Source organism: Nostoc sp. EspVER01 (assembly GCF_034530635.1).
Lineage (GTDB): Bacteria > Cyanobacteriota > Cyanobacteriia > Cyanobacteriales > Nostocaceae > Nostoc.
Window position 1 is genome coordinate 70,027 of record NZ_JAVRCS010000009.1, and the last position, 26,513, is coordinate 96,539.

At 43.4% G+C, this 26,513-nt stretch carries 25 protein-coding genes and 1 pseudogene; 10 read left to right on the top strand and 16 right to left on the bottom strand.

All coding sequences use genetic code 11. The annotated features are described in order from the left end of the window. Position 1 precedes the first annotated feature (1 nt). Complete coding sequence (locus RMX69_RS10190) at positions 2-469, top strand: response regulator (protein ID WP_289796262.1); 468 nt, start codon at positions 2-4, stop codon at positions 467-469. Positions 470-519: 50 nt separating this feature from the next. On the opposite strand, the gene RMX69_RS10195 is transcribed toward RMX69_RS10190, so the two are convergent. From RMX69_RS10195 to RMX69_RS10215, 5 genes are all read right to left on the bottom strand, one after another. Beyond that, positions 520-963, bottom strand: coding sequence for a type II toxin-antitoxin system VapC family toxin (locus tag RMX69_RS10195; protein ID WP_289796261.1), 444 nt, complete (start codon positions 961-963; stop codon positions 520-522). Then, positions 963-1,295 carry a hypothetical protein gene (locus RMX69_RS10200; protein ID WP_289796260.1) on the bottom strand — a complete coding sequence of 111 codons (333 nt, stop codon included), beginning with the start codon at positions 1,293-1,295 and terminating at the stop codon, positions 963-965. The genes RMX69_RS10195 and RMX69_RS10200 overlap by 1 nt, the downstream gene beginning before the upstream one ends. A gap of 116 nt (positions 1,296-1,411) precedes the next feature. Next, on the bottom strand, positions 1,412-2,590 hold the full coding sequence (bioF, locus tag RMX69_RS10205) for an 8-amino-7-oxononanoate synthase (protein WP_322637388.1): 1,179 nt from the start codon (positions 2,588-2,590) through the stop codon (positions 1,412-1,414). 69 nt (positions 2,591-2,659) lie between these two features. Continuing rightward, entirely contained in the window at positions 2,660-3,292 is a 633-nt protein-coding gene (gene ruvA / locus RMX69_RS10210; protein ID WP_109007998.1) for a Holliday junction branch migration protein RuvA, read from the bottom strand. Continuing rightward, the gene (locus tag RMX69_RS10215) at positions 3,292-4,050 is read right to left on the bottom strand and encodes a sucrose-phosphate phosphatase (RefSeq protein ID WP_322637389.1); all 759 of its coding nucleotides are present in this window, start codon (positions 4,048-4,050) and stop codon (positions 3,292-3,294) included. Before RMX69_RS10215 ends, ruvA begins: the two co-directional genes overlap by 1 nt. 198 nt (positions 4,051-4,248) lie before the next feature. On the opposite strand from RMX69_RS10215, the pseudogene RMX69_RS10220 reads away from it, so the two are divergent. Then, a pseudogene (locus RMX69_RS10220) lies at positions 4,249-4,365 on the top strand (Uma2 family endonuclease); the annotation flags it as partial. Between the two features lie 15 nt (positions 4,366-4,380). Here the strand turns inward: RMX69_RS10220 and RMX69_RS10225 are convergent. The 7 genes from RMX69_RS10225 to RMX69_RS10255 all read right to left on the bottom strand — a co-directional run bounded on the left by RMX69_RS10225 (position 4,381) and on the right by RMX69_RS10255 (position 14,369). Continuing rightward, positions 4,381-8,889 (bottom strand): PAS domain-containing protein, encoded by a 4,509-nt coding sequence (locus tag RMX69_RS10225; protein WP_322637390.1) that lies wholly within the window; start codon positions 8,887-8,889, stop codon positions 4,381-4,383. A gap of 235 nt (positions 8,890-9,124) precedes the next feature. Further along, positions 9,125-9,604, bottom strand: coding sequence for a response regulator (locus RMX69_RS10230; RefSeq protein WP_322637391.1), 480 nt, complete (start codon positions 9,602-9,604; stop codon positions 9,125-9,127). Then, positions 9,601-11,859 carry an ATP-binding protein gene (locus RMX69_RS10235; RefSeq protein ID WP_322637471.1) on the bottom strand — a complete coding sequence of 753 codons (2,259 nt, stop codon included), beginning with the start codon at positions 11,857-11,859 and terminating at the stop codon, positions 9,601-9,603. The genes RMX69_RS10230 and RMX69_RS10235 overlap by 4 nt, the downstream gene beginning before the upstream one ends. A gap of 294 nt (positions 11,860-12,153) precedes the next feature. Continuing rightward, complete coding sequence (gene xseB / locus RMX69_RS10240; protein ID WP_094348247.1) at positions 12,154-12,381, bottom strand: exodeoxyribonuclease VII small subunit; 228 nt, start codon at positions 12,379-12,381, stop codon at positions 12,154-12,156. Between the two features lie 133 nt (positions 12,382-12,514). After that, positions 12,515-13,747 (bottom strand): exodeoxyribonuclease VII large subunit, encoded by a 1,233-nt coding sequence (xseA, locus tag RMX69_RS10245; protein ID WP_322637472.1) that lies wholly within the window; start codon positions 13,745-13,747, stop codon positions 12,515-12,517. A 60-nt stretch (positions 13,748-13,807) separates the two neighbouring features. Next, the gene (locus RMX69_RS10250; RefSeq protein ID WP_289796253.1) at positions 13,808-14,089 is read right to left on the bottom strand and encodes a type II toxin-antitoxin system RelE family toxin; all 282 of its coding nucleotides are present in this window, start codon (positions 14,087-14,089) and stop codon (positions 13,808-13,810) included. Further along, positions 14,076-14,369: a type II toxin-antitoxin system Phd/YefM family antitoxin gene (locus RMX69_RS10255; protein WP_322637392.1), complete on the bottom strand. Its 294-nt coding sequence runs from the start codon at positions 14,367-14,369 to the stop codon at positions 14,076-14,078. Before RMX69_RS10255 ends, RMX69_RS10250 begins: the two co-directional genes overlap by 14 nt. A 282-nt stretch (positions 14,370-14,651) precedes the next feature. On the opposite strand from RMX69_RS10255, the gene RMX69_RS10260 reads away from it, so the two are divergent. The 5 genes from RMX69_RS10260 (at position 14,652) to RMX69_RS10280 (ending at position 17,720) form a co-directional block, all read left to right on the top strand. After that, complete coding sequence (locus RMX69_RS10260; protein WP_322637393.1) at positions 14,652-15,074, top strand: hypothetical protein; 423 nt, start codon at positions 14,652-14,654, stop codon at positions 15,072-15,074. 45 nt (positions 15,075-15,119) lie between these two features. Then, positions 15,120-15,443 (top strand): hypothetical protein, encoded by a 324-nt coding sequence (locus RMX69_RS10265; RefSeq protein ID WP_322637394.1) that lies wholly within the window; start codon positions 15,120-15,122, stop codon positions 15,441-15,443. A 117-nt stretch (positions 15,444-15,560) separates the two neighbouring features. After that, positions 15,561-15,740, top strand: a complete 180-nt coding sequence (locus RMX69_RS10270) for a hypothetical protein (RefSeq protein WP_322637395.1) — start codon at positions 15,561-15,563, stop codon at positions 15,738-15,740. A 147-nt stretch (positions 15,741-15,887) separates the two neighbouring features. Then, positions 15,888-16,967 carry a recombinase RecA gene (recA, locus tag RMX69_RS10275; RefSeq protein WP_322637396.1) on the top strand — a complete coding sequence of 360 codons (1,080 nt, stop codon included), beginning with the start codon at positions 15,888-15,890 and terminating at the stop codon, positions 16,965-16,967. A gap of 429 nt (positions 16,968-17,396) precedes the next feature. Then, a complete protein-coding gene (locus RMX69_RS10280; protein WP_322637397.1) occupies positions 17,397-17,720 on the top strand; it encodes a thioredoxin family protein in 324 nt (107 codons plus the stop codon). On the opposite strand, the gene RMX69_RS10285 is transcribed toward RMX69_RS10280, so the two are convergent. Beyond that, positions 17,707-17,940 carry a hypothetical protein gene (locus RMX69_RS10285; protein ID WP_289796246.1) on the bottom strand — a complete coding sequence of 78 codons (234 nt, stop codon included), beginning with the start codon at positions 17,938-17,940 and terminating at the stop codon, positions 17,707-17,709. The genes RMX69_RS10280 and RMX69_RS10285 overlap by 14 nt on opposite strands. Positions 17,941-18,053: 113 nt before the next feature. Continuing rightward, a complete protein-coding gene (locus RMX69_RS10290; protein ID WP_322637398.1) occupies positions 18,054-19,904 on the bottom strand; it encodes a S8 family peptidase in 1,851 nt (616 codons plus the stop codon). Positions 19,905-20,023: 119 nt separating this feature from the next. Between RMX69_RS10290 and RMX69_RS10295 the strand changes: the two genes are divergently transcribed. Further along, positions 20,024-20,458, top strand: a complete 435-nt coding sequence (locus RMX69_RS10295; protein WP_194046247.1) for a hypothetical protein — start codon at positions 20,024-20,026, stop codon at positions 20,456-20,458. A gap of 326 nt (positions 20,459-20,784) precedes the next feature. On the opposite strand, the gene RMX69_RS10300 is transcribed toward RMX69_RS10295, so the two are convergent. Then, positions 20,785-23,670, bottom strand: a complete 2,886-nt coding sequence (locus RMX69_RS10300; RefSeq protein WP_322637399.1) for a choice-of-anchor D domain-containing protein — start codon at positions 23,668-23,670, stop codon at positions 20,785-20,787. Between the two features lie 305 nt (positions 23,671-23,975). Further along, positions 23,976-24,140 carry a hypothetical protein gene (locus RMX69_RS10305; protein ID WP_322637400.1) on the bottom strand — a complete coding sequence of 55 codons (165 nt, stop codon included), beginning with the start codon at positions 24,138-24,140 and terminating at the stop codon, positions 23,976-23,978. A 424-nt stretch (positions 24,141-24,564) separates the two neighbouring features. On the opposite strand from RMX69_RS10305, the gene thiD reads away from it, so the two are divergent. Then, positions 24,565-25,398 carry a bifunctional hydroxymethylpyrimidine kinase/phosphomethylpyrimidine kinase gene (gene thiD / locus RMX69_RS10310; protein ID WP_322637401.1) on the top strand — a complete coding sequence of 278 codons (834 nt, stop codon included), beginning with the start codon at positions 24,565-24,567 and terminating at the stop codon, positions 25,396-25,398. Between the two features lie 199 nt (positions 25,399-25,597). After that, positions 25,598-26,206: a hypothetical protein gene (locus RMX69_RS10315; RefSeq protein ID WP_322637402.1), complete on the top strand. Its 609-nt coding sequence runs from the start codon at positions 25,598-25,600 to the stop codon at positions 26,204-26,206. The last annotated feature ends 307 nt before the right edge of the window (positions 26,207-26,513 follow it).

Sequence of the window (26,513 nt, forward strand, 5' to 3'; positions counted from 1 at the left end):
CATGAGTGACCAACCCAATGACCCATCTTTAGAGCAATCAATTTCCATTGTGTTAGTTGAAGATAATCCTACTGATGCCGAGCTAACTATCCGAGCATTGCGTCGCGGTAGAATTGGCAACAATATTCAACTACTTCAAGATGGAGCCGAAGCCCTAGATTTTCTCTTTTGTCGGGGAGAGTACGCCCACCGTAGCATGACGAATCAACCCAAAGTCATTTTGCTAGATTTGAAACTGCCAAGGGTAAGTGGATTAGAAGTTTTACGGCAACTCAAATCCGATCCACGCACGCAAATGATTCCAGTTGTGGTGCTGACCTCTTCTGCTGAAGACCAGGATATGATCGAGAGTTACCAGCTTGGGGTAAATAGCTACATCGTCAAACCTGTCGATTTTGAACAATTTAACCAAGCAGTCCAGCAGCTTGGTTTTTATTGGATCTTGTTTAATCAATTACCAGTTTTGTAATAATTAACCTGAGTTCGGGATAAGGAAAAGGACAAGGTGTAAGGTGTAACTTAAGGTGTAATAGTGCTGGGATTAACGGCAGTAATTTCTGAGTAACGGGCAAAATCACTAATATTAAATGTAAGGATATGGGTCAGCCCATACACTAGCATAGCCGCTGTCAGCCGTGCATCGTGGACATTAACCCCTTTTATCTGATACTGCATAACAAGCCGCTCCCATTCGTCGTAAATGCTTGCGGTATCTGTCAGAAAAGTAAAGAAAGCTTTCAGCCGGATGATTTCTTCTCCAGCTTCAGAGGCAGTGTGACCCAGCCCATTTTTATTCGCTGGACGGGTATACACGTTCCAAAACTCAATGAGATTCTGTGGTACGATGCAGAGGGTTTCCCCCTGGTGACGCAGCAAGGAAATTGCATTGATTGCATCGTTGTACATTGGGTGGTTAGAGTCTGCGCACCGCAGCAGGACATTGGTATCGAGCAGATAAGCCACTAGAGCCTCTCATCCTCATACATACTTTCCCGGCTTACCGCATAGTCCGAAAGGGGAGGTGCATCATGGCGGTGACTTGCTGCCCATTCCCGGAAAGCTGTTACCCACTCCGATGCTGTTGCAGTTTCATGGAAGGGACGTTCTGACTGTTTTACCAGTTGCCGCAACAGGATATCTATATATGGTTTAACCTGCTCTGGAGAAATATTGGTGATGCTTGCCAATAACCGAACTATATTTTCTAACTCGTCTTGATGTTGTTCTTGCAAGTTTTGTAGGTGCTGATAAATCAAGGTTTTCTGAGTACCGCCTTCATGGGTATCTGGATTCATAAGTGTCCTACCGTTGTATGCGCTATTTTCATTATGGGAGGTTTTAAAACTTTATCAATAAGTATGTAATTACGAATTACGTAGCTTGCTTCTCATGCCTTGGCGAGTATTACGAATTACGAATTACGAATTATATTGCAATCCTTCAGCACTGCTACCAATTTTTCAATATGCGCTACTTTATGAGTTGCCATTAAAGATATTCTGATTCGACTTGTGGGCACTGTGGGGGGACGAATTGCTGGGGCAAAAATGCCAGCATCTCTTAGCTGTTTTCCAGCTTTGAGCGCATCTGTAGCATTAGGCAATTGAAAACATAATATGGGTGATTCAGAAGGCAGCAATTTCAGGTTAGGTACCTGTTGCAGCAACGTTTTCAAGTAATGTATATTCCCCCACAATTGGGCACGATGTTGCGGTTCTTGCTGCACTATCTTAATTGCTGCTAAGGCCGCGGCTGTATCAGCAGATGAAAGCCCAGTGGTATAAATCCAACTTGGTGCGCGGTTCCGCAAAAAGTCAATTAAGGCGCTACTTCCTGCTACATACCCGCCTAAACTACCTAAAGCTTTACTCAAAGTGCCAATTTGAATTAATTGCTTTCCTGTACACCCAAAATGCTCTACACACCCAGCGCCAGTTTTTCCTAGTACCCCAGTGGCATGAGCTTCATCGACTAGCAGCATACAGCTAAATTCATCAGCGATCGCCAACAGTGCAGGTAACGGACATAAATCGCCATCCATACTGAAGACGGTATCAGTAAGAATCAAACAGCGTCGGTAATTTTGCCGCTGTTGACTCAACTGAGTTTTCAATACTGCGATATCACAGTGTGGATATTCCACCACTACTGCACCGCTGAGAATCGCTCCATTTTTCAGACTGGAATGATTGTACTGGTCAGAGAAAATTAAATCACGTTTGCCTACAAGGGCGGTAATTGCACCCAAATTTGCTAGATACCCAGAACTAAATACCAAGGCATCTTCTGTTTGTTTGGTAGATGCGATCGCCTCTTCTAACTCCCTGTGTAATTCCCGATGCCCACTGAGTAATCTAGAACCAGTACTACCAGTCCCAAATTCCGCGATCGCAGCCGTCGCCGCTGCCATCAACCGCTCATCCCCAGCCAAGCCCAAATAGTCATTGCTGGCAAAATTAATTACCTCTTGCCCAGCTAAAACCACCGTTGCACCCGGACGACCGTTGATAGGTTGTACCGAACGATACCAGTCCGCCCGATGAATTGTTGCTAAGGACTGTTCTAGCCAGGCATAAGGATCGGTGGGCATAGGGGCAGGGGAGCGGGGGGGGCAGGGGAGCGGGGGGGGCAGGGGAGAATAACAAATGACAAATGACAATTAAACTTGTTCGCTACTGAGATGAGCGATCGCTTGTTTAATCCAGTCTTCGACATAGGCATCTTTGGGTAGTCCGATGTCTTCGCTGACCACATGTAGGGCGTGACTGACCTCATGGGCAGTGTATCCCAAGGCGAAGAGGGTCATTTGCACCTCTTCGAGAATTCCTGGTGCAGGCCCGCCTGTGGCGACGAAGAACCCGGCTGATTTACGCCACTCGACCAATTTGCTTTTCAGTTCCAAACAGATGCGTTCAGCGATTTTTTTGCCCACACCTGGAGCCTGAATGAGGATTTGTGTATTGCCAGCGATAATTGCTTGGACTAAATCTGGTAGTTCCAGAGTGTCTAAGAGTGCGATCGCTAAGGCTGCACCAATCCCTGTGACAGTCAGCAAGTGGCGAAATAAATCGCGTTCGGCTGGGGAAGCAAAGCCATATAGAAAGGGCACTTCTTCCCGAATTTGCAAATGGGTAAAAATTTGCGCCACTCCTCCCGACTCTGGTAACTGGTTTGCTAGCCTTTGGGGAACTTGCAAATCATAACCCAAGCCATTCACTTCCAGAGTCAGAATCACGCGATTAGCGCCAATTGTTTGGATACCAGCGACTATACCTTTTAGATAACTAATCATTACAAGAGACCAAAATAATTTAAGCCTTCAATAATTCCACCTGCACAAAAAGCTTTTGCCAGGTAGCGGTGCGTAGCGGGATACTCATCGTGCCATTGGAGTAACTCTTTTCGGGCATTCCCCACAATGATTCCCCGTTCGTTGCCTACAGCAAATAAAGCAATATCATTACCTGAATCACCACAGACAACTGTTTGTTCTGCTGCAAATTTCCACTTCTGGCGTAAAAACTGCATTGCCTGACCTTTATCGCTGCTATGGGGTACAATGTCAAGGTCTATTCCGCTACTGTAGATTAACTTTACATTTAATTTAGATTTCTGCAACTCTGCTTCAAGTTGTGGTAGAACATTCGCAGATACTTTTTGTTCTAGAAAACAACTCACTTTGAAGGGACGCTGTTCGGAATCTGGTTGCCTAACTAACTCAGGATATTTTTTTGTAATAGATAATACAGTTTCTCGTTCCCATCCCGGAGAGAGGATTTTTGACCAACCTGAGTCTGGAGTATCAGTACCATCAAGGTAGATTTCAGTACCCACGGAAAGGACGAGGGCATCGGGTTGCAAAAGATTTTTTTGAGATTGGAGTTCTTTGTAAAGTACAGGCGATCGCCCCGTAGAATAAACGATTTTAGTGCCGTATTCTTGGCGATGTCTATTCAGCAGTTGATTTAGTTCTGGTAAAGCGCTGTCATCGCCGACGGTGCGATATACGAGGGTATCATCTAAATCGGTTACAAACAGAAATGGTTTCATGATTAAATCTCTTGCAAAATTTCGTTATTCTACCGTGTGAAGGGACTTTTGAAAGAGATTTGTTTGCTAAAGACAAAGCATCATATCAGAAATTATTCTTTTGTGTAGACGGCGATTTATCGCGTCTTTGTGATAATCGATCGCATTTTTGAGATTTAGAATTGTCATCCAAAAACCTTAACCGAACCGTATTGTCTACTGCCTCTTGAAAATGGCGATCGCCTCATTAGTGCAAAGTTTGAGTGTCGCTATAATGCCATACTCAATCTTAAGAAAACCGATTTGATTGAAGGAGTTGTTTATGTAGCATCACCTTTCGATTAAACTGAATCATAGTTTGCTGTGTACAAGTGCCACCACAGCTTGAACTAACTCTTCTGGATCTAGAGGCTTGGTAACGTGCCGCTGATAGCCACTAATTATAGCTCGCTCGTAATCATCCACTCTGGCATAAGCAGTCAAAGCGATCGCGGGAATTTCTCCCCCTTTTTCGGGCGTTAAGGTGCGGATCTTTTGAATCAGGGAATAACCATCGACTTCGGGCATCCCAATATCACTGACTAAGACATCAGGTTGAAAAGACTCTAGATTTGCTAAAACTTCTGCCGCAGAGTCAACAGTCAAGACTTCTGCTCCGTATTCAGCAAGTAATACTGTTAATAGCTCACGGGCATCGGGATCATCATCAACTGTGAGGACTTTAATCCCCGTGAGTTCGAGTGCTTGTTGTGGCAACTCATCTGGCTGCTTGATTTCCGGTTCAACATTCAGCAGTGGCAACTGGACTGTAAAGGTGGCTCCCAAGCCTTCACCTGGACTATCAGCCGTGATGGTGCCACCGTGCGCCTCAACTAACTGCCGGACGATCGCTAGCCCCAATCCTAATCCCCCATACTTGCGGGTAATTGAGACATCTTCCTGACGGAATGACTCAAAAATATACGGGAGAAAGTCAGAGCTAATGCCTTTACCAGTGTCACTGACGATAATTTGTGCTCGATCGTCAACTTGCTCTAGTCGAGTTTCTACCCGTCCTCCTTTGGGGGTAAACTTGATCGCATTAGAAAGTAAATTCCAAACGATCTGTTGAAGGCGGTTAGAATCTCCAGAGACTTGCCCAATATTCGGCAGTACTGAATGCAACACAATTGATTTGGAAAGGGCTGCTGTATTTACTGTGTCGATGGCAGATTCAATCACAAATGCCAAATTTACAGGAGCCGCCTCGATGCTCAGTTTGCCGCGCAGAATCTTAGCTAGATCGAGCAAGTCATCAATCAGTTGAGTTTGCAGTTTCGCGTTGCGTTCAATGGTGGCTAAAGCTTCAGCCATTTTGGTTTCACTAAATTTGCGGGTTTGCAGCAGTTTTGTCCAGCCGAGAATCGGGTTAAGAGGCGATCGCAATTCGTGGGAGAGAACCGCCAAAAATTCATCTTTGATCCGATTAGCGCGTTCGGCTTCGGCTCTGGCTGCTTGTTCTAGCTGAAATAGGCGATCGCGTTGGATTTCAGCTTGTTTGCGATCGGTGATATCCTGTACATTACCTACCATCCGTACCGCATTGCCCGCAGCATCATAAAAAACCTGACCTCTAGCCGCTAACCAGCGAATACCATCAGGATGTATGGTACGGAAGTCATCTTCATAGTACTCTTGCTGCTGCTGGATGGTGCGATTCACCCCTTCATGGGCTGAGGTGCGATCGTCTGGGTGCAGGAGACTTAACCACAGTTCATAGGTGATTTCCTTTGTGCTTGGATCAAGCCCAAACAAATTGACGTACTCTTCAGATACATGAGCGCTATTGTGGATAATGTCCCAGTCCCATAATCCCGATTGCGTCGCTTTGTACGCCAATTTCAACCGGGCTTCGCTCTCCTGCAAGAGGAGTTCTATCTTTTTGCGATCGGTAATGTCTCGTGAAATCAATAAGATTCGTTCCAGCTGCCCGGAAGCATCCAAAATCGGGCTAACGACTACTTCCCACCATTTCGGAGTGCCTTTTACAGTTGGGCAGTATCCGCTAAAAATGCTGACTTTGCCTGTTTTAGTGGCAGCAAGTGCCTCCTCTGCCTGTTGCCGAGAACTGCCTTCCCAGAAACAGAGCCATTCATTATTGAGATGGGCATTTAAATCATCAATTTCCATCAAACACAGTCCACCTGTATTCATGTACAGCAGCCGCCCATCAAGGCTTAATACCTTGATGCAGTCAGAACTGCTGTCTAAAATGCGGTTTTTAAATTCTTCACTCTGGCGCAAGGCTTCTTCAGTTTGTTGGCGAGTGGTGATATCTCGCCAGGTGGCAACAAATCCATCTCCAAATTTAGCCACGCGGATATCAAAGGCTCTAACTAAGCGTTGTTGTCCGTAATCATCCTCATAAACTAGGCTGTCTTTAATGAGCGGCTGCCCTGTTTCTACTACCTGACAGTATTCATTAAACAATCCACTTTCACGATGCCCTGGTAGTAATTCACACAACCCATACCCAATCTGCTGTTCATAAGTCATTTCATTGTTGAAACAAGCCGCACTATTGACATATTCAGTCACAAAATCGACAATCTGTCCCTGCTCATTTCGTACAGCACGGTATACCCCAAAGCAGTCCAGCATATTTTCAACTGAGGTACGGAAGCGTTCTTCGCTCTTTCGCAGAGCAAGTTCTGCCTGTTTCCGCTCGCTGATATCATGATGGATGCCTGAAAGGCGGAGTGGATTGCCCTGTCGATCGCGCAAAACTACTTTTCCGTGATTAGCAATCCATTTCCAATCCCCAGACTTGGTTAACATTCGATATTCAAATTTGTAAGACACCGAATCGTCATGAAGATGAGCATTCAACCGTTCCATCACCCAAACTTTATCGTCAGGATGAATCAGTCGCTCCCAAGCGCTAAAGTCCCCAGGTAAATCTCCTTGCTCATATCCCAGCATTTCCAGCCATCGGGAACTTAAATAATCTTCATTGGTAACAATGTTCCAATCCCAGAGACCGCCACCAGAACCTTCCAGTGCCATTTGCAGGCGTTCTTCACTGTCTCGCAAGGCTTGCTCTGCCTGTTTGCGTTCGCTGATGTCTTCGGCAATACCTGCAAACCGATAAATCTCTCCGGTTTCATCTCGAAGGGGAAAGCAGCGATCGTGAACCCAGCGAATACTACCATCGGCTAAAATAATCCGGTATTCTTCATCAAATTTACCTGCGACAGCTTTTTCATGAAACGCTCTGTCTATTGCTTCTCGATCTTCTGGGTGGATACAATCGACCCATGCTTGTTGTCCTTGATACAATTCCTCTGGGTTCAATCCCCACAGGCGTTTATATGCAGGACTAACATAGCTGACCCGATTTTCCTGCACCTCTTTGATCCAGAACACCGCATCAATATTTTCTGCAAGCTGCCGAAAACGTTCCTCACTCTCGCGCAGAGTTTCGGCTGACTGTTTGCGTTCGGTGATATCGAGATCGATACCCGCCATCTGAATTGGTTGCCCGTGTTGGTCGTAGAATACCTTACCCTGACTCAGTGCCCACCGAATCGTGCCATTAGGATATACCACTCGAAATTCAATGTCATAGTCTTCTCCGGTGGCGATGGCACGATTGACGACTGCTAGAACGCGATCGCGATCGTCAGGGTGGATTCGCGCGGCAAACATCTCGAATGAGCCGTCAAACTCTCCTAGCTCCAGTCCAAATGAGGCTTCCAGGTTATCCGACCAGGAAATTTTTCCCGTTTGGATGTTCCAGTTCCACGTTCCCATCCGCGAAGCTGATAGTGCCAATCGCAGACGTTCTTCGCTCTGGCGTAGTTCTGCTTCTACCTGTTGGCGTTCTTTGAGTTCACGCTGTGCCTGCTGATACAGTTCTGCCTGTCGCAAGGCGATACTCATCTGAGTTGCCAACTCTTTAAGCAAGTCAATTTCTAAGGGCTGCCAAAATCGAGGGGAGGTACAATGATGAGCAATTAGCAATCCCCAAAAGTGGTTGTCTTGCAGAATTGGTACAACCAGATGAGCTTTGACTTGAAACTGTGCCAATAATTCAGCGTGGCAGGGGTCAATAGTGCGATCGTGAATATCTGATACTGCCGTTACTTGCCCCTGATAATAGCGTTCGATATAATTCTCGTTCGAGGCGGGATCGTGCCTGACAGGTTGCGGTCGATTCGAGAAAATGTAGCTCTCAGCAAGGCAGGGATCGTACATGGTAGACGAGAGGAGCGATCGCCACTGTGTCCCAACTGATTCTGCTATGACTGTGCCATTTCCGTCAGGTTTTAACTGAAAAACTAAGACGCGATCGGTGTGCAGAAATTCTCGCACTTCGGTTACGGTTGTTTGAAGAATTTCATCCAGATTCAGCGATTGGTGAATTTTCTGGGTAATATGTGAGACTACGCGCTCTCGTTCAATACGCTGTTGTAGTTGGGTACGTAGCCGGACTGTTTCAATTGCCCCATTGACTGCTATTTGCAGCCCTTCTGGGGTGATTTGCTCTTTGATAATATAATCTTGTGCGCCCGCTTTGATCGCCTTAACTGCGATCGCCTCATTGCCCTGCCCAGTGACGACAATCACAGGTAGGCAAGGCTGCTGCATTGAGGGTTGCAATTGTGCTAAAAATTCCAGTCCGTCTAGGTCAGGTAATCGATAATCAAGCAACACAGCATCGGGCTGATGTTGCTGCCAAAGTTCTAGCCCTTGTTGTCCCAGCGTTGCTTCTAGGATAGTGTAAGAAGATTCGCGATCGCGCAGCAAATAGCGCCGATATAGTTCTCGATCTTCTGGCGAATCATCGACAATTAGGAGGGTGCACTGTTGCTGAGACATCGTAAAATTAATTGAGCGGATAGAGTGAAAGCCCACATTCCGCAGGTTATCATAGAGAAATTAGGGAATTTCAAGAAATAAATTATCCAATGTTGTGGGGTGGGCATCTTGCCCGCCTAATAGACTGGGCGGGCAAAATGCCCACCCCACAAGAGTTAATTGAATATTTTTTTATTTGGAAGTCTCTTAGTGTTTTAAAAATAGCGCTAAAATCCTCACCTATCTAAAGATTTTATCATAACGAATCCTGCGAGTAATCAGGCAATGTCGTTACTTCAAACCAATATTCCACGAGCATTTGAATATCTCTTTTCAGTTGAGCAAAATTGATTGGTTTAACAATATAGCTGTTGACACCATATTGATAGCATACTTCAATATCTTTAGGATTGTTAGAGGTAGTAAACACCACCACCGGAATCATCTTCAAGTTGTCATCCTGTTTAATCCGGCGTAACACTTCTCGTCCATCGGTTCCAGGCAGGTTCAAGTCAAGCAGAATCAAGCCGGGACGGGGCGCACTCTGGCGCTCTACATAGCCGCCAGATCGATAAAGAAACGCCAAGGCTTGTTCCCCATTTACACACCTCTGAATAGCGATCGCAATGGTAGATCGCCCTAAAAATCGTTGCAGTGCCTCAAAGTCTTCGTTGCTATCCTCGACAATTAAAAGTAGTGGCGTTTGCTGCATCGGGGAGACTGAAATCTGAGTCATATATTTGCCTCCGCTGACAGGGTGAAGTAAAATGTACTACCAACAGTTGGTGTAGATTCCACCCAGATTCTACCACCGTGACGTTCCACAATTTTGCGGGCAATGGTTAACCCTACCCCAGTTCCACCGCCAAATTCGTCCCGTCCATGTAAGCGGCGGAAGATTTCAAAGATTTTGTCGAGATGCTCTTGAGAGATGCCAATGCCGTTATCACGCACGTAGAAAGTTAGAGAAGTAGAAGCAACTTTTCTTTCTCCATTCCCTTCAATAAAACCTATTTCGACCCATTTTTCAGGTTTATCATTGTACTTGATGGCGTTGCTAATCAGGTTGCTGAAGAGTTCATTAATTTGAGCGCGATCGCCTTGAACGCTCTTCAGGGCTTGAGGAATGCGAAACTCAACTTCGCTCTGCGGTCGAGAAATGGTCAAGGTGGCGATTACTTGGGGCACTAACTCGTTTAGATTCACTGATTGCCTGACCAGTTCGGCGCGTCCCAACCGCGAGAAATGGAGGAGGGAATTAATTAAGTCTTCCATTCGCTGCGTCAGCCGCACCAAGGTTTGCAGTTTCGCCATTCCATCGCTATCTAGTATGTCTGCATAGTCTTCCATTAAGAAGTTAGCGTAGTTGTGAATGCCCCGCAGCGGTTCTTTTAGGTCATGAGAGGCAACATAAGCGAAAGAATCAAGTTCTTCGTTACTCCGTTGTAATTCAAAATTCATCGATGCCAGTTTGTCTGCCTGCCGCAATACAACGCCTACAATCAGGCTTCGCAGTTCAGCAACCACTTCAACTTCACAGGGTTTCCAGGGTAGGGCAGATCCTTGCACAGTTTCTTGCCATAATTCAAAGGATTTGCGAGGAGATATTCTTAAACTGCCATTTGAGAAAACTTCCACAGGCTTGTTGGGGTTGCCGCCCCAATTCACAGTTTCTATTACCTCTGGGCGAAACCAGAGAATGTAATTGTGGTGAACTTTAGAAATTTCCAGGGCTAACACGCCACTAGCCATCGCTTTAAATGATTCAGCAGCAGGGTAATTTTTCGAGAGCGATCGCGTCTCAAACAAGTTATGATGCAGTTGAGGTTTAATCCAATCAAGTAAGGCGTGAACTTCTGACTCAGATGGGGTTTTACCTACTTGAATATACTGGTCGCCACTACATATTACCGCTCCTGTGGCGCTGACCAGATTGAGTAATTGAGATTTCATTTGCACCATGCCATCCAGGAAATACTCAGCCTGAGACAAGCCTTCCACAAATTGCGTTTGCAATGACTTCAATTGATTTTTGTAATCAATATCTTCACTCACTTCTTTATTTGCCAGTTCCACAGACATCACCTGTCCAATGAACTCGCAGATGGTGCGGATATTGTAAGAAATATATTTGGGTGACGAATGGTGACAAGCAATCAATCCCCAAAGCTTTTGTTCATGAATCAGAGAAATAGACATAGAGGCGGTCACGCCCATATTTTGCAGGTACTCTAGATGTAATGGAGAAACACTCCGCAACACCGATAAACTCAGATCCAACGGTTGATTTGTCAAGGGATTGTTTGTTGGAATTAAGGTGGCAGGTTGGTAGCTGGCATTTGGAATCAGCCGCAGCCAGTTAAGGGTGTATAGCTGTCGGGCTTGCTTGGGAATATCAGAGGGCGGATAGTGTAAATCCAAATAGGGCGTTTCCTGATTGGTGTCTTCAGCGATGACACTGCCTGCCCCTTCGCGATCGAATCTATAGACCATGACGCGATCAAAACCAGTAATTCGCCGGACTTCTTTCACCACAACCTGGGACATTTCTAGCAGCGTTGGTGTTTTCTGAATGCGGGAAATGCTTCCTCTTACCTGTTGATAGAAGTCAAAAAATCCTGTTTTCCCTTTGTTTTTTTTCGGTTCTAATTCCAGAATAATAATAGTATCTAAACGATGAACAATGCCATCAAAATGAATTGATTTATTTTGATGTTTGATAGACAAATTCAGGGGATTAACGCTCTCAAAATCCTCTGCCAGACATTGTTGAATTAGTTTGATCTGCTTGACATTGAGTAAATCTGATAGCGGCTTGCCTAGCAATTCATCAGGTTGACGACCAACAACTGCCTGACTATTACTGCTCACCTGAAGGATTTCCAGGGTGGGATCTTGCAAAACTAGTAAAACCCCGTGAGGCTGGATCAAACTGGGAATGTGGATCGGTTCGCGATCGCAGTTTGTCAAATCAATGATCTCATCATTCATTCTCTGTTTATCCAACTCCTCATTAGAACTCTGGCTTAAATAATTCGTAATTCGTAATACTTCTCTACGAGAGGCTGCGCCAACGGCTGCGCTCAGTACAAGTTCGTAATTCGTAATTAAGTTTTGTGACGCGGATTTAGACACGATAAATCGCCGTCTCTACAAGTGTTTTGTTGCTCATTCTGAACTGTATTGCGTTATATCTGAGATTTTAAGTCCTGCATTTTTACCTTACCTAAAAGCAAACTCCTGTATTCACACTACTAGCCTAGACTCAAATTGAGGCTCTGGCTTCTACTCTTGGCTTAATGTTTCAATCAACAAATCTACCTGCTGTTGTCGCTGCTGCAAAAAACCTTCGCACTGACGCAAATACTCCACAGCCGTTGCAAATTGGTCAAACACAGCTTCCAATTCCAATTCACCAGCCTCAATGCGAGTAATAATTCCCTCTATCTCAGCAACCTTAGCCTCATAATTCCAACCTTCCTCAGAACTAGAAGCACTCTTACGTTTAACCATTCAACTCTCGGCGTCCTTGGCGTCTTGGGGGTTCGTTTATCGTCAATTCAAGGGTTCAAGACCCTAACTGTCTTTAATTTTGAAGTAATGAGTAATAAGTAATGGGTATTACTCATTACTCATTACTCATTACTCATTTATTTATTTCCATAACCTTCACTTTAACCCCACCCCGCCCCAACTGAATCACTAACTCTTCTCCCACAGCCAACTCCGCCGCCGAACGAGCGATCGCTCCATCTTCCCTTCTCACCACCGCATAACCACGCTGCAACACCGCTTTCGGGTCAAGACTAGCCAACTTCTGCCGCAATAATTCTAAATGCTGCGTTGCTTGCTGCGATCGCCCCGTGGTAATTTGCACCAAATGCTGACGCTTCCAAGCTAGCTTTTCCACTTCCTGCTGCACTTGCCGATCTAACCGCAAACGTCGCAAACGATTACGTAATACTTGCAGTTTATTCTCAGCATTTTCTTTAAAGTCATGCACCGCCTCATGTAAAGCGACAACTCGCTGCCGATGCTCAGTATACAATTCTGAAAGTGCTGGTACAACCATTTCCGCCGCCGCAGTGGGTGTATGCACACATACATCTGCGACTAAATCTGCTAAAGATTCATCTCGTTGATGGCCGATCCCAGTAATTATCGGAATAGAACAATTAGCAAGCGATCGCACTACTCGTTCATCATTAAAACAAGCCAATTCCTCCACCGCACCACCACCACGCGATAAAATTAGCACTTCGGCGCGTCCATCTCTTTCCACCCGCTCAATTGCTTTGACGATAGATTCTGGTGCTTGCTCGCCTTGTACGGTCGCGGGAGAAAATAAAACGTGTAAACCTGGATACCTTTGCTTCAAGGTTTTTTGAATATCACCCCAAGCAGCAGCCGTTGAAGAAGTGACGACAGCGATCGTTTGGGGATGAATCGGGAGCGATCGCTTTCTTTGCGCGTCGAACAACCCTTCAGCCAACAAGCGATTTTTGAGTTGTTGATAGCGTAACGCCTGTAAACCAACACCAGCAGGTAAAGTCTGCCAAACTGATAACTGATATTCTCCCCGTTGCGGATAGACGCGAATGCTACCCAAAATGATTATCTGTTCGCCAGGAACAGGCATTTGGGCGAGTTTTGGCAATTGGCTATTCCATACTACACACTTAATGCCGGCGGTGCGATCGGGATCTTGCAGCGTAAAAAACAACCCACTGCGATGGTTGTTAGCGCTAGAAACTTCGCCAGTTACCCAAACTTGCCGCAATTGTTCATCTTGCTCTAACAGCAAGCGGATATAGTCAGTTAAACCAGATACTGAAAGCGCTGTATCGAGAATCAGAGAGTCGGGAAGGTCGAAAGTCATCAAAGATGCCTGAAAGCATTTGTGCTGAAGCGATTCTAGCATTTTAATGAAACCCGAAGTTTAACCGAGTAAACGCTTCAATCTTTTGTAGACATCATCATCATTGCGCTTACCGACTAAAATCACTTCTATTAAATCGCGATCGGGAAAATACCTGTAAATAATTCTATATTCACCACTATCAACTCGATATAAACCCTGATAACCAGATAGCTGCTCACTATCAGCTGGTAAAGGTTCAACATTCAAAGCCAAAACCTTTTTTGCAATCTGTGCTGCTATTTTAGGCTGTAAACCGTTCAGAAAATCAAGAACAGTTGCTAGACCATCAAGCTTCGCCATTAGCTAAATGCTCTAATGCAGATGTAAAAGCCTCTGTACCAATCATTTTGGACTTACTCAGAGCAACTTCAGCAGCTTGACCGAAAACCATATCCTCTAATTCTTCCAGCCGATTAATTAATTTTTGGTAGCTATCGGCAGAAATAATCACGTGGCTAGGCCGTGATTGCTTAGTTAGTAGAACTGGCTCAGTAGCAGCCTTATCAAAAACCTCACCGTGTTTGTTACGAGCATCTGTGAGAGTATAGGTCTGCATAGCAATTTTGACTATTTTAGACATTTTGACTATATTTTACCAGATAAATCTTCTCAAGTTTTTTATTCTGTGTTAGCTGTTTGTTGGCGGATGTCGTCTAACCAGTGTAATACGCTCTTAATCCTTACTCTGTGAGTGTTTAAGCCCAATGTCGTTTAAGAGGTATTTCCCGACATTTTCCTTTACAGAGGACTTGCAGGAGACGGTAGACTTACCAATTTGTTGTTAAGTATTAATACTATGTCCAATAAATTACAAAAGCTTTATTATTGAGTCACTATTTTTGCATAAAGGCAGTAAAATATAATGTTTCAAGAATGTATTTATTCACCTCAATTTAAAGAGTTTTTGTCCCAGGATTTTGATAAATTACTAATAAATCAACGTTTAATTAGATGGCATGAGGAAACAGATAAACCAGAAGAATTTATAGAAGCGATTGTTTCATCCCCAATCAATCGCAGATTTCAAGTTAAGAAAAATGATTTTATTATAGCTATTTATCAATACAAAATAAACCAATATAAAATAAACAAATGTAGTGATTTAAGTTATGATACTCACTGTGTTTTTTTGAATAGTTATCAGAAACATTTTACAATATATCCTAATTTACCAGATTTTCGATTACTAGAATCAAATTTAGATATAGAGATATTAAATTTACTAAAAAATTCAATGAGTGAAAATTTAATAGAAAAGATATTTAAAAGATTTCAAATATTTTAGCTTAACCCACTAACACTCCCTTAAACCACAACTACTTTTAAGCTTATGCAGAAATATGAATGTGTTGTTCTACTACCTCTTACTCTCAAAGAGACAGGTACTAATCCTGTAGGTTATCCACTAATGGTATTTGAGTGTGATCCTAATCTTACTGAAGGAGAAAGAAGAACTTTAAGATATCAAGAAAGTAAAGATAACTATATACAATTTGATGCTCTTGTTGTTAAGCGTTCACAATATTCAAAAAATGATACCAATATCATTTCATACCTATTTGAAATAGTAGATAGGGATTTAGCTTTGAAATTAGCACAAATAGTTAAAAATAATATTCCTGATACCTTTGAGGAAGAAAATTTTATTCCTTGAAGATAATCATTTTTTGAAAACAGAAAAAAGTGACGCATCAAAAAAACGCTAAAAAGTCCATATTTATAAGGTTTTTTTCCACTGGGCGCAAAAAACCGCTACTCTAGGGGAGATGATATGCTGATTGGTATGGCGATCGCTCCTAATTTAGCAACCCCCGCAAATGCTCACGAGTCTAGCTCTACTGACAGTGTTGTTAAGTATCTTTTCTTTGAAAACCCTTGCTTACCCAGCCAAAAAGAAGCTATCTCTGAATGTAAGTTGGTATCATTGTGCAGAGCTACCCTAATTTGGTAGCGATCGAGTTACGATCTTGTCACACCCCTTTTTTGATTTGAGAAGTCCTATTCCAGAATTTTCTGGTTACAATAGTATATCTGTTCTACTCAAACTCCAAAACCAACACTCCTTAAAACCATATATTAAGAGGCATTAGAGGCAGGAATGGCTATCAACACCGATACTTCTGGCAAGCAAAAAGCACTGACTATGGTGCTAAACCAGATTGAGCGCAGCTTTGGTAAAGGAGCAATCATGCGCCTGGGCGATGCTACCCGAATGCGGGTGGAAACAATTTCTAGTGGAGCGCTTACCCTAGATTTAGCATTGGGTGGTGGTTTACCCAAGGGGCGGGTAATAGAAATTTATGGGCCGGAAAGTTCCGGTAAAACTACAGTAGCGCTACACGCCCTCGCCGAAGTGCAAAGAAATGGCGGTATTGCTGCCTTCGTTGATGCTGAACACGCCCTTGATCCTACTTATGCTGCGGCATTGGGTGTAGATATTGACAATTTGCTGATTTCCCAACCTGACACTGGCGAATCAGCTTTGGAAATTGTCGATCAGCTTGTACGCTCTGCTGCGGTTGATATTGTAGTCATTGACTCAGTAGCAGCACTGGTTCCCCGTGCTGAAATTGAAGGCGATATGGGTGATATTCACGTTGGTTTGCAAGCGCGGTTGATGAGCCAAGCCCTGCGTAAAATTACGGGCAACATTGGTAAATCTGGTTGTACAGTAATTTTCATTAACCAGTTGCGGCAAAAAATCGGTGTTACCTACGGTAGCCCAGAGACCACGACTGGAGGTAATGCATTGAAATTTTACGCTTCGGTGCGCTTGGATATTCGTCGAATTCAAACCTTGAAGAAAGGTACAGATGAATTCGGTAATCGCGTTAAAGTCAAAGTCGCCAAAAATAAAGTAGCGCCGCCCTTCAGAATAGCAGAATTCGATATTATTTTTGGTAAAGGGATTTCTACCTTGGGTTGTATTGTAGACTTGGCAGAAGAAACTTCCATTATTGTCCGTAAGGGGGCTTGGTATAGTTACAATGGCGATAATATCTCCCAAGGACGAGACAACGCCATTAAGTATCTAGAAGAAAAGCCGGAATTTGCTGAAGAAATTAAGAAACTGGTGCGTGAAAAGTTAGATAAAGGCGCTGTTGTTTCTGCTAACTCTGTAGCTAAAGCCAGTGAAGAAGATGAAGTTGATGAAGTTGATTTAGAGCCAGAAGAATAAGAAATGTAGATTTATTAATCTGCAATTGCTAATAGATGGTGCGTTACAAAGACAGCTAACGCGCCTTATTTTTTGGAATCGGGATTTTGATATTGTTAAATACAAGCTCAAATCCCGATAGTTAATAACTTTGAACTGGTCTTCACATCCTACTTGATATTGTGGCGTAGGCGTAGTCCGCACTTCTCTACGAGCTTGCTTCTCCGTAGGGGTAAGACTTGGCTCAGTGACCATCGTAGAAATCGCACTGATGTGTCACCGATGAACCCATCAATTTAAACTGACAAAACAGGGTGAGTATTAGGGAAAAATGATAAAAATACTAGATCGGGGTTTCAGCCTGAGATTGACACTAATGACCAGCTATATGGTAATATTTCATGGCATTATGCTAAAAAACTTTGTTTATAATCAAAGAGTAGCCAACCCATGAGTTTAGCTGTAATTAAGTTCTCTTCAGAAGAGTGCGGCATCTGCCACAAAATGTCTTTTTATGACAAAAAGGTGGCTGAAGAACTGGGTTTAGAATTTATAGATGTAAAAATGCAAGATACGACTGCTTACCGCAAGTATCGCAAGATTTTGTTGACTCAATATCCCGATAAATCAGAAATGGGATGGCCCACTTACATCATCTGCAATTCTCCAGAGGGAGAATTTCAGATTGTTGGTGAAGTAAAAGGAGGCCATCCTAAAGGAGAGTTTAGAAGCCGTCTGCAAGAGGTTCTGGATTCCACAACTAATCAGAACTAATTACCTCAAAAGATTTGACCTCTAAGGCAGGGCCAATCATGGCAGTTGTCATGATATCTTCACGCACCTGCCCTTTAACTTTTGCTTTTTGTCCGGCTTTGAGCAAGTCTTTGTCAGCCCCTCTGAGGATTTCGTAAGTAACACCCTCTTCTGTAACTAACGCCCATGCGCCTGTACCAATATCACGACGTTCGACTGTACCTGTAAGTGTAATGCTCATAAAAGTTTTGAGTGCTGAGTGGGGGAGGCAGGGGAGCAGGGGAGCAGGGGAGCAGGGGAGCAGGGGAGAATAATTAATAACCAATGCCCAATGCCCCATTCCCCATTCCCTATTTATGCAATTTTCTCTTCGTTTTTCAAGGCTAGACGAACAATTCCATAACAGGCTAGGGCATTAGCAATGAGGAAGAGGCGTGCTAAGTTACCAGTTCCTAATCCCCAGACTGCGGGATCGAAAAACGCACTTGTAGTTAAGCAGGCGGCTACACCTAATGTTGAACCAATGGCAAACCATTTCCAGCTAGGATGTCCCAGCAGCAATGCCATTAACACAATGGGAATCAGTACACTGGCAAATAGAGGATTTAATGCATCAGTTCCCTGGAGAGTATTGCCTAATTCAGGAATTGAACTGCCCAAAACCCGGAAAGGCCATTGAGGAAGATCAAAAATATAGATTCCCTTGAGGAAGAATAACCCAGAACTGCCGGCAATTAGTCCACTAGATAAAGACCAACTCCAAGTGAAGGGGAAGTAAACCCGTAAAAACCAAGCCAACAGATAGGAACCAACTACCATTAAAATCTTTGGTAACAGTGCGATCGCACCACCATCAATCCAAAAGCCTGGGTTAAGATAGCCACTATCCCGTAACCACCGAAAGAAATCTGGGAAACTGATTTGTCCGCTAAAGGCTAGTTTGACTGCTGCTTCTGCATTGAGTTGTCCAGCACCATAATAGTTCAAACCATCATCCTGAATCACTCGTGCGGACTGCTTGAGGACTTTTAAAACTTCATCTGGTTCTTGGATGCCAGCAGCTTTGATTAATGCCGCAACACCAGCAACGTGGGGAGCAGCCATGCTTGTACCCTGGAAGCCCAGAAATACGCCTTCGCCTTTTTCATCGATGGTTTCTTGAAGAATCTTACCAGCTTCACTACCACCAGGAGCAGAGATATCTACCCCTGCACCAAAGTTAGAATAGGGCGCTCTTTCGCCATCTGGGCCAATTGCCGAAACGCCGATGACGTATGGATATCTGGCTGGATAGCTTGCCCCGTTAGCGTTTTCATTCCCCGCAGCGGCAATAATAACTACACCTTTTCTATGGGCATACTCGATCGCTTCTTTCATCAACTGGCTTTCACCGCCACCACCCAAGCTCATATTAATTATATCTGCGCCTTTATCAGCAGCAAATTTAATCGCTTCGGCAATATCGGCAACAGTACCACCGCCATAAGAACTGAGTACCTTCAGCGGCATCAGACTGGCTTCATAGGCAATTCCAGCGACGCCATATTTGTTATTTGTGGCTTGAGCAATAGTTCCGGCAACATGGGTACCGTGGCCGTTATCGTCTGTGGCTTCTTCTCGGTCGTTAACAAAATCATAGCCCTTGACGAATTTTGTCTCATACAAGTCGCGAACCTTGGTAATTCCAGTGTCAATAACTGCGACTGTGATGCCACTGCCTTTGGTTTGACTCCATGCACCTTCAACACCGATTTTGTGCAAGTTCCACTGCTTGCTGTAATATTGGTCATTAGGGCCAGTTAATGAAGGACTTGCTTCTTCATCTTCTTGGGGTGTTAAAAATTCACCTAGCCAAGCGGTTTTACCTGGTTGGGGAATCTTGTTGTAGATATAGTTTGGTTCAATGAATTCTGTAGCTTGGGCAAACTGAGATTTTTTCAGTTCTTGGAGCCGTTGGCGATCGCCCTTGATAATATACACATTATCTTTTTTGGAAAACTTGTTGTCTAATTGGGGTGTAACGTTATATTGTTTGGCGATCGCTTGCAAATCTTGTTCCACTACAAGTGATGGAATATCTTCCCGAAAATCAAGCAAAATCGTCTCAAACTCTCCTTTAGCTGCCAATCCCTGAAAATTCAGGAAACCGAATATGGCAGATCCCAGCCCAATGACAAACAAGCACAATAATATAAGTTTTCTCATATTAACTCATCACCGCTTTTTGCCAGTTTGCTCATACCATAACTTATCTGCGCCCCTTGTTGGTAGATTTTGCACTTTTAGTTACAAGTTTCACTCAGGACTGAGGATTTTTTTAAACGATGGAACGTGGTCTTTTGTGGTTGCCGCTGTTAGTAATGTTTTTCTGGTTGGCTTGGCAAGGCTCGAAGGAGTATCAAAAAGTCGAAGCCTATCGCACTTGGGCAGAGCAATTTGAACGGGCCAAGTATGATATTTATGCTGTATTAGGTCAAAAAGAAAACAATATCACTTGGGGAAAACCCACGCCTCAAGGGCCGATTAAACTAGAAACATTCTCCTTGCTTGATATCAAACAAATCCAGCTTTTAGTAGATGAAAAATCAGTAGATGTCAACAATCCACCGGAGAAAGGTCGTTCTATAGAATTAGAATTTCTCTTTTCCGAATCTACTAACTCAGTGCGGGTGCCGTTTACAGAAATCCCTTTGGCAGCAGAATGGGGGAAGTTTTTGCAGGGGCTGTTACAAGACTTGCGATCGCAACCACAGCAGTAGTTATATTAAAACTATAAGCTCCAAATAATACGGCTATTTCTGGTCAAAAAGTGATATTGCTAGTGGTGATATGATTCATGGGCAACGACGTTTTTATTGGAAAGATGTTTTTTGGAATGGCTTTTACTTGACTAGCATTTTTTAAACATCTCCATAAATTAAATATATGTTATCCAAAACCCTTATAGAGACGTAGCACTGATAAGTCTCTACATTCTTTTTCACCCCTATGTTGCGCCCCTATGGGTGTACTCTATCTAATTGAAAGCCGCCTGAAAAGTCAATTCAAGTTTGGGCTACACTTTTACTCGGTTGACCCGACCCAGCTATGCTTGAATGATGAAGTCAGAGGCAGCAACATAAGGCGAACCAGTAAGTTGTGCGAATAGACCACCAGTGCCTAAACCAGCAGCGCTACCATTTTGATTGTAAAGTAACTGCCCAGTCATCGAGTCGTAAACAATCACAGCATTGCTAAGTGCCCCTAAACTGCTGATTTGAAAATCGCTGGCGTTACTAAAACCCGTTCCCGCAACAGAAGTAATAGCAATAAAGGTAGTCTTATCGAGGACAATCTTATCACCACTGGAGCGATTGAAGTCAGCGATGGTATCAATACCCACAACAGCGCTATTAAAGATGGAATTGGTGTCGTAGAGGAAAGAGTCAGCACCGATACCACCCACAAGAGTATCATTGCCTTGTCCACCAATCAGAAGATCGTTGCCAGTACCACCCCGCAGCAGGTCGTCACCACCACTGCCATTGATAGTATCATTACCCCCTTGACCATTAATCACATCATTGGAACTGTAAAAACCGCTGATGTTATTGTTCAAGTCATTGAGGAAAGTGACAGTATTTGCTGTAGAAATATACGGTTGAGTGGAGTTGGCATTAATCACATCAAAGCTTTTGGTAATGCTGGCTTCTCGGTCAAATATGATATTGCCGATGGCAGGTCTTGTTGTCGATGCGGCTAAGTTGTCTAAGTTTTCTAACTTAAAGTTTTGCAGAGTGACTTTTGTATTAGCCACATTTCCAAAGCTGACTTCTAAATTGCTGCCATTTTGAGTTAATTGCAGATTTCTCGCAGTCAATTCAGTCCCAATAAATTGCAAGGTGTCTATCTTGGCAACCACCGCAGCCGAAGGGTTTGAACTAGTACCTACACCACCAAAATTGGTGATGCTGTAATTGCCATCGCCTCGTTGGATAATAAAGGTATCATTCGAGTTAGTGCCATTGAGAACTTGAATTTCCGGGACAGGAGCGGGTCTGACTATGCCACTAATGGCAAAGTCAAAGGGGCTTTCATCAATATCGTTGTTGTTTAAAACGAGGCTGCCACTATAAGTGCCGGCTGTAGTGGGCTTGAGTGCTACAGATATGGTGGTAGAAGCATTAACAGCCACGCTCGTTGGAAGAGTTCCGACCAAACTAAATCCGTTTGGAAGTTTAAGACTACTCAGCTTGAGTGCGCCTGTACCAGTGTTCTTGATAGTAAAGGTTTTGGTCAAGGCGTCACCAACAGTCGTTTCACCAAAGTTAATGGTGGTGGTGTTGCCATCTGTAATGTTAACAGTGCCATTGAGAACTTGAATTTCCGGGGTACTAACTGTGCCACTAATAGCAAAGTCAAAGGGGCTTTCATTAATATCGTTGTTGTTTAAACTGACGCTGCCACTATAGATGCCGGGTGTAGTGGGGTTGAGTGCCACTACTATATTGGTGGAAGCATTGACGGCCAGGCTCGTTGGAAGAGTTCCGACTAAACTAAATCCGTCGGGAAGTTTAAGATTACTCAGGTTGAGTACAGCTATACCAGTGTTCTTGATAGTAAAAGTTTTGCTTAAGGGTTCACCAACAAGGGTTTCGCCAAAGTTAATAGCGGTGTTGCCATCAATAATATTAACTGTGCCATTAAGAACTTGAATTTCTGGGGTTTTGCTAGAGCTGCGAGGAGCCTCGTATGCACCAATATCAATGACTGTACTGCCATTCCCATCACCATCATGAGGAGTCTTCTTAGTGATGCTATTGAAGGCATTAGAGCCACCATCGATCGCAACACTTTCAGGTTTAAGTGCAAAATTCTTGTTGGCTGCATCAACGAATTGAGGATCTTGACCCAAAAGATTCTGTAGCCCTGTAGCATTTAAATTATCTGAAGCTTGGAATAGGTTTGAGTTATAAACGAGATTGCGATCGAAGGTGACATTTGTAGCATACTTAATTCTGTTAGCATTTTGATTGTCGCTTGCATACAAAATGTTGTTGTAGACACGTACATTTTCCGAGTAAGTAACACCAATCTCTCCAGAATCTGTAAGAACTTGGGCATTCTTGTAAGCTGTGTTGTTGATAACATCAACATTAGTAGCTTCAAAAACATTAATGCCTGCACCCCCGTTGTTATAAGTGATGTTATTTGCAATTAATGCTTTACCTGTATAGTCAACATTATCTTTGCTGACATTGGTAGTATCAAGCATAATTCCATGTCCCTCGGTGATTTTGTCGGCGCCACCGTTTTTCCACGGAACTAAACTTTGGTTATCGTAGACAATATTGTCTCGAAAAATCATTCTGTAGTCAGTGGTATTGTTATCAAAATTAAAACTGTTGAGAGAGGTTATGCCCTGATTTCCGTGAGGCGAATACCAAGCGTTTCCAGACACAATATTTTTCTCAACAGTTATATAGTCTGAATTACTGAATGCTATACCTCCACCTGGAAAGTTACGGATTGTGTTACCAGTGATGACAATATGATGGGGATTAGTACCACCTATACCATCAGCGTTTTTCCATGCAGTAGCAGCAATACCATTACTATTAGTCAAGGGGTTATTAAGGTTATCCTTCTCTTGTAAGGCATATTCGAGAGTGACGTTTTCTCGATTGCCTTTTATATCAAGTCCTTCAATCCGCACGTAGGATGAACTCAATATATTAATACCACTTCCCGTTGTTGTTATCTTAGGCGTAGCCCCTGGATAAGCTTTTATTGTTGTCCAGTTATCTGGTGAGCCATTCAAGTTAAAAAGCGTAACCCCTTTCATTTGATAATTTCCATTCATGACGTAGAGCGTGTCGCCTGCTTTCATCTCATACACGGCTCTACCCAAGTTGAGAAATGCAGAATCTTTATTTAAGCCATTATTTTTATCACTGCCTGTTGCAGAAACGTAGTATGTTGTGCCAGCCATTTGTTTACTCCGAATATGTGTAAGGAAAATTGGTAGTACAATTTCAGCAACTTTCTTCAGTTGCTAAGTAGTTAGTTGAATGAATCATCTATCTGCACTGTTAAGGACAGTCACAGTTATCCGAGCGCGACTTAAAATCGCGTCGATTGTAGAAACGCTGTTATCAACCTGAAAATTTTTCTCCTGTTAACCGTTGATGGTCAAATCAGGAATATCAATACCGTCAATCGTCAGAGTTTTGTTGAGATTAATTGGACGATTAACACGTAGATGCTTCTACTCCAAACTTGTCGTCAGACATCCTCTTAGCAAGACTGAATGGAGTTGAATTGAATCGTATCTTGATCTTTAGCAGCCGCGTAGGCGTAGTCCGCACTTCGGCTGCGCTCAGTGATCATCGTAGACATCGCTGCTCTTTTCAAACCAGCTTTAGCATCTGCGATATTCGATAAAACGATCGTATTTGGCATAGTAATTCCTCTGAACTTTATGCGTTGTTTTAGGTCAGGGGGTTGCCAAATCTGCATGGTAAAATTCACCCTTAACTGATAACTGGGGATTTAAAGTGAAAGCGATCAAAGTTAAATTGGTTGAAACTTTAGTTAGGTTGACCCTTGAACTTAAGGGGACTAATGTAACAACTTAGTTGAACCTGTTTTAAGCGGTGTAACTGAGCGTTGTGAACTTAATTAAAACTAACCTTTACAAATAGCACTTGATATCAGTGGATGCCCGGAATGTTGTAAGTTTTTTTACAACAAAAACGAAAAAACTATGGAGGTGTCTGGTGGGGTCAGTCCTTGAAATCGGCAAGAGGGAAGAGGGTTTTAGCGTAGTTCATCAATCTTTGAGATAGTTTGGTTTGATAACGCTAACTTACTTAATCTTCATAATATGAACACTGAAATAAACTCCAGAATACCTGTTGCTTTAACCATTGCTGGTTCAGATAGCGGTGGTGGTGCCGGAATTCAAGCTGATTTACGTACCTTTGCTTTTCACTGTGTCCACGGTACTAGTGCTATAACCTGCGTCACGGCACAAAACACTCTAGGAGTGAAGAGGGTTGATGCTATGCCAACAGAGGCTGTTGTGGCGCAAATTCAGGCAGTAGTTGAGGATATTGGCGTACAAGCTGCCAAAACTGGAATGTTGCTCAATCAGGAAATTATTTTTGCTGTTGCCCAGCAAGTGGAAGCTTTACAAATCAATAATTTAGTAGTTGATCCAGTAATGGTGTCACGCATGGGAGCACAATTGATTGATGATGATGCTGTAAAGACTTTATGCCATGCCTTGATTCCCAAAGCGGTGATGATCACGCCCAATCGTTATGAAGCCCAGATTTTGAGCGGTTTACAAATTAATTCTTTAGAGGATATGCAAGCCGCTGCTGAAATTATTCACAAGACTTTAAAGACAAAGGTTGTTTTAGTCAAAGGTGGAGGTATGCAGGGAGATTTGCGTGGCGTTGATATCTGGTTTGATGGGGACAAGTTGGAAGTTTTGACTTGCCAGCAAGTAGAAACAAAAAATACCCACGGTACTGGTTGTACACTATCGGCTGCGATCGCTGCTAATCTAGCTAAAGGAAAAGATTTGTGGCACGCAGTGCAACAGGCAAAGGAATATGTGACTACCGCACTCACTCATGCCCTAGATATTGGCGAAGGGCAAGGCCCTGTCGGACACTTCTTCCCATTGTGGGGACTAGGGACTAGGGACTAGAGACTAGGGATTGGAGACTGGGCATTGGGGATGGGGACTAGAGAAAAGTTTTCTCAGTACCTCATCGTCAATGCCCAAATAAAAAATCTTTGCCCTTTCGGTATTTTTCTATTATTCTTGGGCATAGTTTCAGGGGTGACTATCTCTGTTAGCATCTCTGTACGATCTAATTACTTTGATTTTTAATACCAAGCCCCCGATGCGAACAACCATAGGTTCTGTTCACAGAAATTCGCCAACACCGAGTACTCAAGCCTACCCTCCCTCTGTACCACTATCTGTATACAGGGAATTGTCAACAGAGTTGCAAGCAGCACAGGCGAGGCTAAATGCACTCACCACCCAAAATCAGCAACTAACGCAAGAAAATCAACTATTACGCCAAGAAATTACCAAAGTCGTTGAGTCTTTTTCTCGTTTGCAAAATTTTGTGGATTCCCATGCTACAGCTAATTATCCCCAAGCTAGCCAAGTTTCTGGTGATGTTCAAAGTGCCGCCAAACAGCCAGTAACACAACCGCGTTCACCTCAGCAGGTTTCTCGTTCGCATCCATCTGTTGTGTCCAAACAACCAGCCGAAAAAAGCCGCCACCAAGACTTTTCTGCACCTGTAATGGAAATGAATTTTCCGATACCAGAACCAGTTTTGATAGAAGAGCAACAAGTCAGTTATTATTCCACTACTGAGCCAGATGTCAAGGGACTCAATGGCTGGTGGTTAATTATTACCATCTTGTTAATCATGCTGACTGCCTTTAGTGCTGGATATTTCGTTGTGCGTCCCTTGTTTGAACACCAGAAACGTTAGTTGACATTCCCACAGTCAGCAGCAGTAGCAGGCTTTCGGACTAGTGTATAATTTGGCTGCGATCGCTCTCTAAATATCCAAACAAATCTCCTAAATGGTGGAAACGATCTATTTTTAGGTTATAAAAGCTACATAAAATGCTAAATTGACAGCAACTTCTTGATGTTAGAACCTCAAAGATTATCCAATTAATAAATCCTTGCCGCTTTTTATGTCATAAACCCTCAAGTAAAGCACTCACACTTTAAAAAAGTTGTAATTATTACATATTTTTTAGGAAAAGCACCGCTAGTTACAGCTTCAGACA